This window comes from Mycobacterium sp. 852002-51152_SCH6134967 (assembly GCF_001667105.1).
GTDB classification, from domain to species: Bacteria; Actinomycetota; Actinomycetes; order Mycobacteriales; family Mycobacteriaceae; genus Mycobacterium; species Mycobacterium neumannii_A.
Genome location: NZ_LZIK01000041.1, coordinates 23,731 through 37,333 on the forward strand (window position 1 = coordinate 23,731; position 13,603 = coordinate 37,333).

Genomic DNA, 13,603 nt, shown 5'->3' on the forward strand with positions numbered 1-13,603 from the left:
TCGCCGATTCACAACGACGCGCGTATCCACAGCCCGAGCGTTCAGTGGTCCGCACCGACCGATTCTGTGGGACTCGGCACTGACCGTGACCGCATGGATACGAAGTCATCGCCGTTCATCGGCACCGAAGGGTTGGCGGCAGGCGGGGTGACCAGGCGAACACTGGTCAGCCGCCACAACATGATCTACCGCAATGTCTACCTGCCGAAAGGGGTGAAGCTGACGCCGGAGAGACGGGCGGTCGCGGCGTGGCTGTGGTCCCGGCGAAACGCCACGATCGCCGGAATATCCGCCGCGGCGTTGCACGGATCCCGATGGATCGACGAGAACCTGCCCGCCGAATTGATCCGTGGCGAAGCCTGTGATGTCGACGGAATCACCATCCATCGGGCGAAACTGCGCGATGAGGAGATGGGCATGGTCCATGGAATGCCGGTGACCACGCCGGTGCGAACGGCATTCGACCTCGGCCGCGGGGGCAGCCTCGAGACGGCGATCATCAGGGTCGATGCGCTGGCGAACGCTACCGGTCTCAAGCCGGTCGACGTCGGGCGTCTCGCCGAAACGCGTCGTGGCGCCCGCGGCATCGTGCAGCTGCGACGGGTGCTCGAATTGATGGACGGCGGCGCTGAGTCGCCGCAGGAAACCAGGACACGCCTGCTGATGCTCGCCGCCGGATTCCCGAGGCCGCAAACGCAGATCCTCGTCGCTGACGAGTACGGCTGCTTCATCGGCCGCGTCGACATGGGCTGGGAGGAGCTCAAGGTCGGCGTCGAATATGACGGTCCGCAGCATTGGGACGATCCCGCACAGCACGCGCGCGACATCGACCGGCTGGCGGAACTGGGGGCTCAGCGCTGGCTGATCATCCGGGCGAGTCGCGATATTTTGCGCTCTCGCCCCCATGTCTTTCTCGCGCGCGTACGGGACGCGATGCAGGCGAGGGGCTGGCCGCATTCGGATGAGGTTCGACTCGACGCGCGAATTGCTTGGCTCTAATACGCCGAGTGTGGGATCGACACACGTCCTCGCCACGAAAGGTGTGCGGGTAACCCACGTTCGGCGGAGGCGGCGGAGGCGGCCGAGGCGGCCGGCGGCGGTGGCGGCGGTGGCGGCCCGAAGATGAACGGCGGCAGACCGGGAATCGGCATCGCCATCGGATCGGGTGGCGGTGGCGGTGGCGGCGGCACACCCGGCGGAGGCGGCGGTTCCTCCCGACGCGGCGGCGGTGCCGGCGCGATCCCCGTGCTGGTGTTGATCGTGACGATGGACCCCGGGATGGTTCGACCACTCGGCGTGGTCCCGACCACCGCACCGTAAGCGGCCCCGCTGTTGACCGGCGTCGTCTTCTCGGCCACCTGGAAGCCGGCGTCCTTCAGCCGCTGCCGGGCCCGGTCGACATTCATGCCCGTCACGTTCGGCACCTCGCTGCCGGGACCGCCCTCGACGAAGCGGGGATCGGTCGGCGGCAGACGCACCTCGCCGAGATCGGTCGCGATCGGCTTCATCGCCTCGAACCAGATGCGCGCCGGCTCGTTGCCCCCGTACAGGTCCCCGCTGTAGCACTTGCGAAGCGGGAACGAGCAGATCCCCGACGGTGAGTTGGAGTCGTCGAAGATGTAGACGGCGCCGGCGAGCTGGTTGGTGAATCCCAGGAACCCGGAGGACCGGTGGGACTCGGTCGTGCCGGTCTTACCGGACATCGGCAGATCCCAGCCCACCGAACCCGCGGCTCCCGCGGCCGTACCGCCCCCCTTGTCGTCCTTGCTCAGCGCGTTCGCGAGGGTGTTCGCCAACCCTTCCGGGACCGCTTGGTCGCACTTTTCCGCGGTGAACGTCACCTCGTTGCCACGACGGTCGATGATCTTGTCGATCGGGTTGGGCGGACACCACGTGCCGCCGGAACTCAACGTCGCGGCCACATTCGACAACTCGAGGGCGTTGAGCTGGAACGGTCCCAGGGTGAACGATCCGGCGTTCTGCCGCTTGATGTACTCGGCGAGGCTCTCATTGCTTCCCCGGTCGTACGGTCGCGCCGTTCCCGGAAGGGCATAGGAGCGCAGCCCGAGCCGCACGGCCATGTCGACTGCGCGAGGCACACCCACCTGCTGGATGAGCTTGGCGAACGCGGTGTTGGGCGAACTGGCCAGCGCGTCGGTGACGTTCATCGACCCGCGGTAATTTCCGGCGTTCCTCACACACCACGTCTCTTTCGGGCAGCCGGGAGTGTCGCTGCTGCCGAGTCCACGGGCTTGGAACGATCCGGGGACGGCGAGCTCGGCGTTGATGCCCATGCCCATCTCGAGCGCCGCGGCGGTGGTGAAGACCTTGAAGATCGAACCTGCGCCGTCGCCTACGAGTGAGAACGGTTGCGGCTGCACCGTCTGCCCGGCGTCCTTGTTCAAGCCGTAATTCCGGTTGCTGGCCATCGCGAGCACCCGGTGCGAGTCCTTGCCCGGCCTGATGACGCTCATCACGCTGGCGATTCCGTCCAGCGTGGGGCTCGCGACCTTGTCGATCGCCCGTTTCACCGACGACTGGACCGTCGGGTCGAGCGTGGTGCGGATCAGGTACCCGCCGCGGGCGACCTGTTCCTTGTTGATTCCCGCATGGGCCAGGTAGGCCAGCACGTACTCGCAGAAAAAGCCGCGGTCACCGGCGGCGATGCATCCGCCCGGAAGTTCCTTGGGGCGGGGCAGCACACCGAGCGGCGCGGACTTGGCGGCTCGCAGTTCGTCGGTGTGCTGGGGGAGGTGTTCGATCATGGTGTCCAACACCAGGTTCCGACGCTGCAGGGCCCCCTGAGGGTTGACGTAGGGATCCAGCGAGGTGGGCGACTGGACCAAACCGGCCAACAGCGCCGCCTGCTGCCAGTTCAACCGCGAGGCGTTGATCCCGAAGTAGGTCTGCGCGGCGTCCTGAACGCCGAACGCCCCGTTTCCGAACCCGACAAGGTTCAGGTAGCGCGTGAGGATCTCCGCCTTGGTGAACGTCTTGTCCAGCGTCAACGCCATCCGCATCTCGCGGAGCTTGCGCGCCGGAGTCAGCTCGACCGCGGCGCGCCTCTCGGCGTTGGTCTGCGCGGTCACCAGCAACTGGAAGTTCTTGACGTACTGCTGCTCGATCGTCGAACCGCCGCGGGTGTCGAGGTTGCCCGACAGATAACCCGACAGCCCGGTGAGTGTGCCTTGCCAGTCGACGCCCGCGTGTTCGGCGAACCGCTTGTCCTCGATCGAGACGATGGCCAGCTTCATGGTGTTGGCGATCTGCTCGCTCTTCACCTCGAACCGGCGCTGGCTGTAGAGCCAGGCGATCGGCTTCCCTGCGGCGTCGACCATCGTCGTCACCTGGGGGACGTCTTCCTCCACCAGCTGCGCCGACCCGTTGGCGACGACGTCGGAGGCTCGGTTGGACAACAGGCCGAATCCGCCCGCGAACGGGAACATCAGCGCCGCCACCAACACCCCGGCCAGCGTGCAGCACAAAATCAGCTTGATGACCGTCCCCCCGGCCGGTGAGCGCTCCGGCATGTCAGCAGAGTATTAAATGCGGTCTCGCGACGAACACTCCCGCGCCGATTTCATCGCAACGACGGCGAAACGCTCTGGTAACGGGCACGGTCAGCTTCGGTCCAGATCCCACTGGCCGAAGTCGGGTGCGAGGACCTCGTCGACGTCGACGTGGGTGTCTCCGATGGGCACGCCGGGCTCGGACGGGCCGATCACCACGGCCTGATAGAGCACGGCCCGGGGCTCGCGCTCACCAGCTGACCAGGCCTTGGTCTGCCACACCCACCAATGTCCGTCGCTGGTCGAGCGGCCGACGACGCCGTCGCCGATCGCCCACGAGCACGCCCGCGCGTGGCCGTAGAGGCCCGTGCGATCCACCCCCAGCACCGAATTGATTCCGCGGTACCACTCGAGCGCGACGTTCTCCCACGTCTCAGCGTCGATGTCCTCGTCAACGCTGAAGAAAATGGGTGCCGAATGAGGACCGCCCGCGGCAATGTGCAATCGCTGCGCGGTCAGGGCGTCCGCGACACCACCGTCGTATCCGCGTGTGTAATCGGACGGCGTGGGCCAGCCGGGCTTGCCGTACTGATAGCAGCTGACGACGTGCAACCCCTCGGCCCGCAGCGAGTCGGCATACTCGCGCGTCACCGGTTTGAAGTCGAAGTCCGCGCCCGGCCGCAGTTCGGAGACGTAAACGAGCGCCCCGTCGAAGCCCGCCGCCTTGAGCTGATCGGCCGGGACCTTGCGGTGCGCGAAGTCGACGAGACGCAGCGGCGCCGCCGACGCACTCGGACCCGAAATCGTCGCTGCCGCTGCCCCGAGGAAGAACAGCGGCGGCGCCGCGACGGCATACTTGAGGAGATCGCGTCGGGAAGGAGAATTCCCTCCGCCACGACCGGGTGACCTCGGGGAGTCCTGCACGGCGCGATGCTAACAACATTGACGACGCACGGGTGCCGGTCGATTGATTTCTCTGTGCCTGATTCCTCGGTACCGAACCGCCCCCGCCCTATGCTGATGACCGATACGCAGCTGGACACGGCGGCGTCGCACCCGCACCTTCGACCGGACGGGGTGGCCATGCCCGCAGACCGACTCGCCATGCACGGCAAGCGGTCCTTGTCGAGGTGGCTTTCCATCGCCACAATCGTCCTCGCTCTGACAGCGTCTGCGGCGTGCGGTGGCGGGGTCGATCATCCGCCGGCCGATTCCGGTGCGCCGGCGACACCGCCGCCCCCGTCGGCCGCAACGCCCACCCCGACCATCCCGGCGCCCGGGCTGGCGCCGATCGACGAGTTGATCAACACCGCGATTGCCGCCCACGAACTGCCCGGCGCAGTGGTCGCGGTCGGACACCGCGGCGAGCTCGTCGTCCACCACGCGTACGGCTCACGGAAGCTGTCGGGCGAACCCGGGCTCGACGGTGCCCCGGCGCCTGCCGAGCCGATGACCGAGGACACGATCTTCGACGTTGCGTCCCTGACCAAGAGCCTCGCTACGGCGACCGCCGTCATGCAGCTCTACGAACAAAACAAGGTCGGACTCGACGAACCGGTGCAGAACTATCTGCCTGCCTTCAACAGTGCGCGCGATCCGCAGCGGGCCCAGGTGACGCTGCGCATGTTGCTCACCCACACTTCGGGCATCGCAGGCGATATCGACCTGCGGGATCCGTGGGGCCTGGCCGCCCCCGACAGCGCAGAAGGAATCCGCCGCGCGCTCGCCACGCCGCTGCAATTCGAGCCAGGAGAAGTGTTCCGCTACTCCGATATCAACTTCATCCTGCTCGGGGCGCTAATCGAACAGATCACCGGCCAATCAGAAGACGTCTACGTCCAGCGGAACGTGTTCGCGCCCCTCGGCATGGAGGACACCCGCTACCTCCCTCCGGCCAAGACGTGCGGCCCGCACAAGATCAGAGGGGCCGCGGTCGCGTGGGCACCCACATCGGAGCCGCCTGCTCCGACCGGCTGTCCCGACGATGCCTGGAACACCGACGTTTTGGCCCGGATCGCGCCGACCGCCCTCGACGAGGAAGGCAGAGCCCAACCGGGCGCCAACCCCGATCTCGACTTCCCGCTGCGAGGCACGGTCCACGATCCGACAGCACGGCGCATGGGTGGCGTCGCCGGGCATGCCGGGGTGTTCTCGACCGCACGTGACATCGGCATCTATGCGCAGGCGCTGCTGGACCGATTGGCGGGCCGTCCCAGCGCGTTTCCGTTGACGCAGGAAACCCTTCGGCTGACGACGACGCCCCAGCAACCGGGGCACTCACCAGGACAGGTCGGAGCGGCCAACGAAGCCGTCCAAGAGGCCATCGCCGCGGCATCCAACCCGAATCCGCTTCTCGCCCCGAGCTATCCGGCGATACAGGGTCAAAACCTGCGCGGGCTCGGTTGGGACATCGACACGGGCCATTCCCGACCGCGCGGACTACTGTTTCCCGTCGGCAGCTTCGGGCATACCGGCTTCACCGGGACGTCGATGTGGATAGACCCGGCTTCTAACACGTATGTGATCCTGCTGACGAACGTCATCCACATCCGCGGCAGCAGACCGCTTTCGAACCTACAAGGAGAACTCGCCACGGTGACCGCCCGAGCGCTGGACCTGTACACCGACCCGCAACCGGCCCCAAAACCCCGCTGAACGAGTAAGAGATGACCGAGTTGTACTACGCGCAAAGACAGTTCGAGGCGTACGGGCCATCGCACCTGGTGGTCCTCGCGATCTTCGCGGTCGGCGCGGCACTGCTGATCTGGTTGGGCCGTCGACAGACCGAAGCGCAGGCGCGGGTGTTCTCACGCGTATTCGCGTTGCTGATCGTCGGTGCGTTCGTGGTGGCGTTGGTCTATAAGGTGATCCGACCCGACATCCAGACGTCCATACCGATCCAACTGTGCGACATCGCCGAACTCACGGCCGCCTACGCGCTTTGGTCACAACGGCATTGGGTTTTCGCGCTGACTTACTACTGGTGTCTGCTCCTGAGTTCGCAGGCGTTGCTGACGCCCGACGTGGGAACTCCCCGCGAGGGCGCACCGGATTTCCCGCATCACCTGTTTCTCACGTTCTTCGTGCTTCACGTCTTCGCGGTCTGGGCGGCCATCTACCTCACGTGGGGACGGGGGAATCGTCCGCGATGGCGCAGCTACCGCTTCACCATCGTCGTGACCCTGATCTGGGCAGCGGCGACCTTCACCTTCAACGCGATCGTCGGCACGAATTACGGCTATCTGAACAGGAAACCGCCGACAGCGTCGCTGTTGGATGTGTTCGGGCCGTGGCCGATGTATCTGGCGGTCGAAGTGGCGATCATCGTCGCCGCGTGGGCACTGATGACGTGGCCATGGGAGCGGAAGCCACGACACGCCGAGGCGGCTTAGCGTCCTATCGGGAGCCGGCGCCGTCGAGGCGGTGGCGAAGGAAGGCAAAGTCGGGTCAACGACTGGATCCCGGCGCGCCGAAGGACGGCCCGGGTTCGGGCGACGGCGCTGTGCCGCCCGACGACGGTCGCGCCTGCCAGGAATCCACACAAAGCGCCGAGAAGAAAGACGCGCCGCGTATGTCGCCTGCTCCGCCGCATGGCCGTCGACGCGGCGAATCCGCACATCGCGCCCAGGATCGCGACCACGACCAGCAGACCCACCCAAAACGGCAGTCCGAGCGAACCCATAAGCAACCTTCCGGCCCGTCATCCGCGAGCCGCTGCGGTCAATAGAATCACCGACACTGCGGTGCCGACGGTCCCGTACGCGTTTCGTGACCGAAGTGAACGCGAAGCGTTGCAGGGCGCCTACGGGTCACGAGACGACCACGTGGTTACCAAGGCGTCTACGTGATCGTCACGCCACCGTCCACCACGATGGTCTGGCCGGTGACGTAGCCACCGGCCTCGGATGCGAGCCAGACGACGGCGGCCGACAACTCGTGCGGCTCACCCAAGCGCTTGAATACGACCCGGTCGGCCACGGTGCGGTCCAGATAGCCCGGCTTGTACTCGTCGGTCATCTCGGACTTGAAAAAGCCCGGGGCCAGGGCGTTGACGCGGATCCCCTTGCGCTCGCCCCACTGTTGGGCGAGGTCGCGGGTGAGGCCGACGATCGCGGCCTTGCTGGCGCTGTAGGCGGCCTGGGGCAGCGCGGCGGTGGTCAGACCCAAGATGCTGGCGATGTTGATGATCGAACTGCCCGGCTGCATCACCCGCCCACACGCTTGGGCGGTCCAGTACGACCCGTTGAGATTGACGTCAACGACCTTGCGGAACTCCTCGGGCGTTTCCCGAGTGGCAGGCACGGCGGTGCCGACTCCGGCGTTGTTCACCAACACATCGACGCGGCCGAACTCCTGCATTGCCGCGTCGACGAGCGCCGTGCACTGATCGGGGTCGACGACGTCGGTCTGGACGTTGAGAGCGCGTTTGCCGGCGGCCCTGACGAGTTCTGCTGTGGTTTCCAGCTTTTCGGCACGCCGGGCAGCCAGCACCACATCCGCACCGGCTTGTGCAACCGCCTCGGCGAACGACACTCCAAGCCCGGACGATGCGCCGGTGATGACGACGACCTTGTCGTCGAGTCGGAAGCGGTCCAGAATCGTCATCTCCGACGTTCTCCTGTCTATCGTGGTAGCTGTGCTCGACCAACCGTAATGTGTGGGTTCGTCGCGCCCGGCGGGGCGGTGCTCGCCCGGTCGAGGGTTCGAACCGGCCATTGCGGGCACCACTAGGGGCAGTCGGTTCCGGTAAGGGATAGCGAGTAACGCATGGTTGTACCCGGGTGGGTGTGGGCGCTGACGATCGTCGCCATCGTCGGACTCTTGGCGTTCGACTTCTTCTTCCATGTACGCAAGGCTCATGTCCCGACCCTCAAAGAGGCGGCGATCTGGTCGGCGTTGTACGTCGGGATCGCGGTGCTGTTCGGGATCGGTGTGTTGATCTTCGGGGGCGTCGACCCCGGTGGCGAGTATTTCGCGGGGTATATCACCGAGAAAGCGCTGTCGGTCGACAACCTCTTCGTCTTCCTGATCATCATCAGCAGCTTCCGCGTGCCGCGCGAGGACCAGCAGAAGGTGCTGCTGTTCGGCATCGTGTTCTCGTTGATCGCGCGGACCGGCTTCATCTTCCTCGGCGCTGCGCTGATCAACACCTTCGCCTGGGTCTTTTATGCGTTCGGGTTGATCCTTCTGATCACCGCGGGCAACATGCTGGCACCGAACAACAGCGACTCGGAGACCGCCGACAACTTCATCATTCGGCTGGCGCGGAAGCTCTTTCACACCACCGAGCACTACGACGGCGACAAGCTGTTCACGACGGTGGACGGCAAGCGCGCGATGACGCCGATGCTGCTGGTCATGGTTGCCATCGGCGGCACCGACATCCTTTTCGCTCTCGACTCGATCCCGGCGATCTTCGGTCTGACCCAGAACGTCTACATCGTCTTCACCGCGACGGCGTTCTCGTTGTTGGGCCTTCGGCAGCTGTACTTCCTCATCGACGGCCTGCTCGACCGGTTGATCTACCTTTCGTACGGTCTCGCGGCGATCCTGGCGTTCATCGGTGTGAAGCTGATCCTGCATGCGCTGCACGAGAACAACGTGCCGTTCATCAACGACGGAGAACCCGTCACGGTCGTCGAAGTCAGCACCGGCCTCTCGCTCTCGGTGATCATCGGAGTCCTCGTCGTCACCGTCGTCGCATCGCTGTTCAGTAAGAGGGGAACGGCCCAGACGGCGATCGCCAACGCTCGCCGGCACGCTCGGGCCTATCTCGATTCCGAGTACACCCGCAGCGCCGCCGAACGCGAACGCATCTTCAAGGCGCTTCTTCGTGAGCGTGACCAGATCCTCGCGCTCGGTCCCAAGTACCGGCAGCTGGTTCGTGACGAAGATGCGCTCATCGAGCTGCTCGATCGCGCGGCCGCCAAGCACGATGAGGCGGTCGACCGCGGCGAAGCTGAACCCTTCACCCGCAAGGGGCTCACCGCCCGATAGCGCTCGGGAAATCACTTGTGTCTCTTTGGTTTCTGTGGTCACAAATGGGTCGGGGTTGTCGGTGGGTCGAACTAGTGTTCGAGTATGTCGGCGGAGCAGGTCACCCAGCGCATCGCGGCGATGGACCGCGAGCTGACCGCGTTGATTGCTGAGTCGTTCGACACGTTGGGCACCGCTGAGCAGTTGAGGGTGATCGTGCAGTGGGAGACGTTCACCCGGCGTCAAGCGGCAGTGAGCCACAGCATGGTGGCCGGGCTGGGGCGTGCGCCGATCGAGGAGTTGGGGGAAAACAGCGTGGCCGGGGCGTTGGCGGTGTTGTTGCGCCTTTCCAAGGCCGAGGCGCATCGGCGGGTGGCCGAGGCCAAAGAGTTGGCGCCGCGGCGGGCGATGACCGGCGAGACACTCGAACCGGTGCTGGCCCACACCGCCGCGGCTGTGGAGCAGGGCCTGGTGGGTGCCGAGCATGTGCGGGTCATCCGGCGGTTCTTTGACAAGCAGGTGCCGGCCTCGACGCCGTTTGACGTGCGCGAGGCCGCCGAAGGGCAGCTGGCGCAGCTGGCCACCAAGCACACACCTGAGGAATTGCGCGCGGCCGCCCAGCGGCTGGCGGCGTATTTGAACCCCGATGGGGATTTCTCCGATGAGTTGCGCGCGGCGCAGCGCTGGTTGCGTCTGGGTCGGCAGCGCCTTGATGGGATGAGTGAGCTACGTGGACTGCTTGATCCGGCCACCCGGGCGGCGTTGGAGGCGGTGCTGGCGGTGTGGGCGGCTCCTGGGCGCTGCCACCCCGACGGCGAAACCGAGGGCGAGGACGGTCAGCGATGTGCGGATCAGGATCCCTCGGCGCAGGCGGACGCGTCGGCGGAGACGGTGGCCGCTGATCGGCGCACGGTCGGGCAGCGCAACCACGATGCGCTCAATGCCATGTGCCGGAAGTTGCTCGCCTCGGGCACCACGTTGGGCAGCCATAACGGCTTGCCGGCGACGCTGCTGATCACCGCCAAGCTCAAAGAGCTCGAATCGGGCATCGGCCACGGGCTCACCGGCGGGGGGTCGCTGTTGCCGATGAGCGAGGTGATCAAACAGGCCTCCTCCGCGCACCACTATCTGGCGATCTTCGATGACCACACCGAAGAAATTCTGTACTTGGGGCGGGCTAACCGTTTAGCGTCCAAAGCCCAACGACTGGTGCTCTTCGCCAGGGATCGGGGCTGCACCCGGCCCGGCTGCACGGTCCCGGCTTACCACTGCCAGGTCCATCACGGGCACAAGGATTGGGCCGCTGGCGGTCAGACGGACATCGACGAGCTGACGCTGGCGTGTGGCCCCGACAATAGGCGGGTCAAACCCGGCGGCTGGCGCACCTACAAACGCAAAGACGGGCGCACCGCATGGCGTCCTCCGCCCCAGCTCGACACCGGCCAAGCCCGCGTCAACAACTACCACCACCCCAACCGCTACCTCATCCCCGACGACGGAGACGACGAGGACAGCGCAGACTGTCGCGACATCGACGACGGCGACGAATCAGGACTGAGCGTGAATTAGCCTGCCGCACAGCGCTTCGCACGCGTGTGGGCGAGTCGGGCCCGCCTTCACGCGATGGCTACCGCCGACGGGCACGGTCGCACAACGGCTCCGCATACACCGAAGGGGGCCGCATCGCTGCGGCCCCCTTTCGAACGTGGTCAGGGCTGTTTGGCGTACCGGATCAGGAATGCGGCTGCGACATATCCCGCGGCGACACCGATCACGAGCCACAACACCAACGGCACCACCAGCGACACCGGTGACCATCCGATGCTGGAGAACGTCGCAGCCGTGTAGAAGAGCCAGAGCACGCGGTAGAGCGACCAGAGCGCAGTCAGCCCCGCGGAGATTCCGATCACCAGGCTGTACGTCCGGTCGACGCGACTGACCTGCTCTTCGACGCGGGCGGGCACGATATTCATTGCTGTTCCTTTTCGTCATCACGTCGCCGGGATGGCTTCGTCGTGACCGAAGTACAGCCGGGGACCGGGACTACCGATCCCAATAAGTTCAACCCGCGGCGAGGATCGTCGTCAGCAAGACAAACGCCGACATCCCGATCGCGATGCCCACCCAGATCGCCGAGCTGATTCTGTCCGTAGAGGAATACGGATCATGGCTCATGACACATCTGTGCCCCCGGAGAGCCAGTGCAAACCCCGCAATCAAAGATCGCAAAACCAGCGGCCTTCAAAGCGCAGGAGAGCGACCTCGAGGAAGGCAGGACTGTGCTCACCGCTACGCTGCCCGTCGACATTGGGTGAACGAGAAGCGGTCGATGGCAGGGGATGGTCGAGATGGGTGTGTACGTAGTCACCGGGGCCGCGTCCGGCATGGGTCAGCAAGCCGCCACCAAGCTGAGAGCGCAGGGGCACACCGTCATCGCTGTCGACGTCAAAGAAGGCGACATCGAGGCCGACCTGTCGACCGCCGACGGGCGACAGAGCGCCGCTGATCAGGTGCTCGCCAGGTCGAACCGACTGGACGGTGCCGTGTTGGCCGCGGGGATCGGGCCGACACCCGGCAAGGACAGCACGCGGCGGATATTCGAGGTCAACTATCGCGGCGTGGTCGACCTGCTGCAGGCGTGGCGCCCCGCTCTGGCCGCGACCGAGCGAGCCAAAGTCGTGGTGATCGGCAGCAATTCGACAACCACCACCCCCGCGGTGCCGCGACGCACAGTGCGTGCGCTCTTGGATGGCGATACCGACAAAGCGGTGCGCTCCCTGAAGCTGCTCGGGCCTGCCGCGCCATCGCTCGGCTATGCCGCCTCGAAAATCGCGGTCTCCCACTGGGTCCGGCGCACCGCGGTGACACCACAGTGGGCGGGCGCGGGCATCCGGCTCAACGCCCTCGCCCCCGGCGCGATCCTGACGCCGCTGTTGGAGAAGCAATTGGCCACACCGCGCGAGGCCAAGGCGGTCAACGCCTTCCCGGTGCCTGTCGGAGGTTTCGGAGATCCCGCCCAGCTCGCCGACTGGATGTTGTTCATGCTGTCGGACTCCGCCGACTTCCTCTGCGGCAGCATCATTTTCGTCGATGGCGGTTCAGACGCCTACTTCCGGTCGCGGGACTGGCCGAAATCCGTGCCCGCTCGGCGGCTGCCGTCGTACCTGTGGCGGTTCCAGAGGTTCAACACCACCAAGTCCAAATAGTCGCCTCCGAAAGTCAGAACTTGGCTACGGCGCCGGCATCGACGGGTAACGCCGCCCCGGTGATGTACTGGGATTCGTCGGAGGCGAGAAACAGCACGGCGTTGCTGACGGCCCGTGCCTCGATCACCGGTTTCGGCAGCATGTGGAAGTGCCCGATGACCTGCGTGGCGTCCTCCATCGTCGGATCGCTGAGGTCGGGCCGGACCGTGCGGCGGAAGTGATCGTTGTCGATCATCGGTGTCAGGATGTTGCCGGGGTGGATCGAGTTGACTCTGATCCATTGCGGTGCAAGCTCATTGGCCAGCGAGTTCATCAACCCGACCACAGCGTGCTTGGCCGACGCGTAGTGGGCCATGTAGCCGCCGCCGCGAAGCCCCAACATCGAACTGACCAGGATGATCGAGCCACCGCCGTTGGTCATGTGCGGCAGTGCGGCTTTCACGGTGTGCCAGACGCCGGTCACGTTGATGTCGAACATCGTCTGCCACGCGGATTCCCGGATCATTGCGGCGGGCGCTGGATCGGCGCTGATGCCGGCGTTGGCGACGACGATGTCGAGCGGTCCGAGTTCACCGACCCCGCGCTCGAGAGCCGTCTGAAGGCTCGAGAGGTCGCGCACATCCGCCTTGGCGGTCACGATGCGGCGGCCCGATTTCTCGACCAGCGTTGCCGTGTCGGCGAGGTCTGCCTCCGTGGGGCCGGGATATCCGGCGGTGTCGATGTCATCGCAGACGTCGACGGCGATGACGTCGGCCCCCTCCTCGGCGAGCCGGACCGCGTGCTCGCGCCCCTGACCGCGGGCGGCGCCGGTGATGAACGCGACCTTGCCGGCAACCCGGCCGACCCTGTTCTCTGTCATTGCGGCCTTTCGCGTACACGGAAGTGGCGGTCAGTCAAACACGGTAGCGCCGA

10 protein-coding genes and 1 pseudogene are annotated in these 13,603 nt (G+C 65.8%); 6 read left to right on the forward strand and 5 right to left on the reverse strand.

The window, feature by feature from the left end:
- Positions 1–93 precede the first annotated feature (93 nt).
- Positions 94–999 carry a hypothetical protein gene (locus A5790_RS12950; RefSeq protein ID WP_064428538.1) on the forward strand — a complete coding sequence of 302 codons (906 nt, stop codon included), beginning with the start codon at positions 94–96 and terminating at the stop codon, positions 997–999.
- Between the two features lie 92 nt (positions 1,000–1,091).
- On the opposite strand, the pseudogene A5790_RS12955 reads toward A5790_RS12950, so the two are convergent.
- Both A5790_RS12955 and A5790_RS12960 read right to left on the reverse strand, forming a co-directional pair.
- A pseudogene (locus A5790_RS12955) lies at positions 1,092–3,530 on the reverse strand (penicillin-binding protein); the annotation flags it as partial.
- Positions 3,531–3,620: 90 nt separating this feature from the next.
- The gene (locus tag A5790_RS12960; RefSeq protein ID WP_066844552.1) at positions 3,621–4,433 is read right to left on the reverse strand and encodes a DUF1906 domain-containing protein; all 813 of its coding nucleotides are present in this window, start codon (positions 4,431–4,433) and stop codon (positions 3,621–3,623) included.
- 180 nt (positions 4,434–4,613) lie between these two features.
- On the opposite strand from A5790_RS12960, the gene A5790_RS12965 reads away from it, so the two are divergent.
- Both A5790_RS12965 and A5790_RS12970 read left to right on the forward strand, forming a co-directional pair.
- Positions 4,614–6,164: a serine hydrolase gene (locus A5790_RS12965; protein ID WP_066844663.1), complete on the forward strand. Its 1,551-nt coding sequence runs from the start codon at positions 4,614–4,616 to the stop codon at positions 6,162–6,164.
- Between the two features lie 11 nt (positions 6,165–6,175).
- The gene (locus A5790_RS12970; protein WP_066844555.1) at positions 6,176–6,901 is read left to right on the forward strand and encodes a TIGR02206 family membrane protein; all 726 of its coding nucleotides are present in this window, start codon (positions 6,176–6,178) and stop codon (positions 6,899–6,901) included.
- A gap of 448 nt (positions 6,902–7,349) precedes the next feature.
- Here the strand turns inward: A5790_RS12970 and A5790_RS12975 are convergent, their stop codons facing one another.
- The gene (locus A5790_RS12975) at positions 7,350–8,114 is read right to left on the reverse strand and encodes an SDR family NAD(P)-dependent oxidoreductase (RefSeq protein WP_066844558.1); all 765 of its coding nucleotides are present in this window, start codon (positions 8,112–8,114) and stop codon (positions 7,350–7,352) included.
- A 162-nt stretch (positions 8,115–8,276) separates the two neighbouring features.
- Between A5790_RS12975 and A5790_RS12980 the strand changes: the two genes are divergently transcribed.
- Together A5790_RS12980 and A5790_RS12985 are read left to right on the forward strand one after the other, a co-directional pair.
- Positions 8,277–9,506 (forward strand): TerC family protein, encoded by a 1,230-nt coding sequence (locus A5790_RS12980; RefSeq protein WP_066844560.1) that lies wholly within the window; start codon positions 8,277–8,279, stop codon positions 9,504–9,506.
- 84 nt (positions 9,507–9,590) lie between these two features.
- Entirely contained in the window at positions 9,591–11,054 is a 1,464-nt protein-coding gene (locus tag A5790_RS12985; protein WP_066844563.1) for an HNH endonuclease signature motif containing protein, read from the forward strand.
- A gap of 140 nt (positions 11,055–11,194) precedes the next feature.
- Here A5790_RS12985 and A5790_RS12990 read toward each other — a convergent pair whose 3' ends face one another.
- Positions 11,195–11,458 carry a hypothetical protein gene (locus A5790_RS12990; protein WP_066844566.1) on the reverse strand — a complete coding sequence of 88 codons (264 nt, stop codon included), beginning with the start codon at positions 11,456–11,458 and terminating at the stop codon, positions 11,195–11,197.
- A 375-nt stretch (positions 11,459–11,833) separates the two neighbouring features.
- Here A5790_RS12990 and A5790_RS12995 point away from each other — a divergent pair, with 375 nt between their 5' ends.
- On the forward strand, positions 11,834–12,691 hold the full coding sequence (locus tag A5790_RS12995) for an SDR family oxidoreductase (protein ID WP_066844666.1): 858 nt from the start codon (positions 11,834–11,836) through the stop codon (positions 12,689–12,691).
- Between the two features lie 13 nt (positions 12,692–12,704).
- Here the strand turns inward: A5790_RS12995 and A5790_RS13000 are convergent, their stop codons facing one another.
- Entirely contained in the window at positions 12,705–13,550 is an 846-nt protein-coding gene (locus A5790_RS13000) for a mycofactocin-coupled SDR family oxidoreductase (RefSeq protein ID WP_066844567.1), read from the reverse strand.
- Positions 13,551–13,603 lie beyond the last annotated feature (53 nt).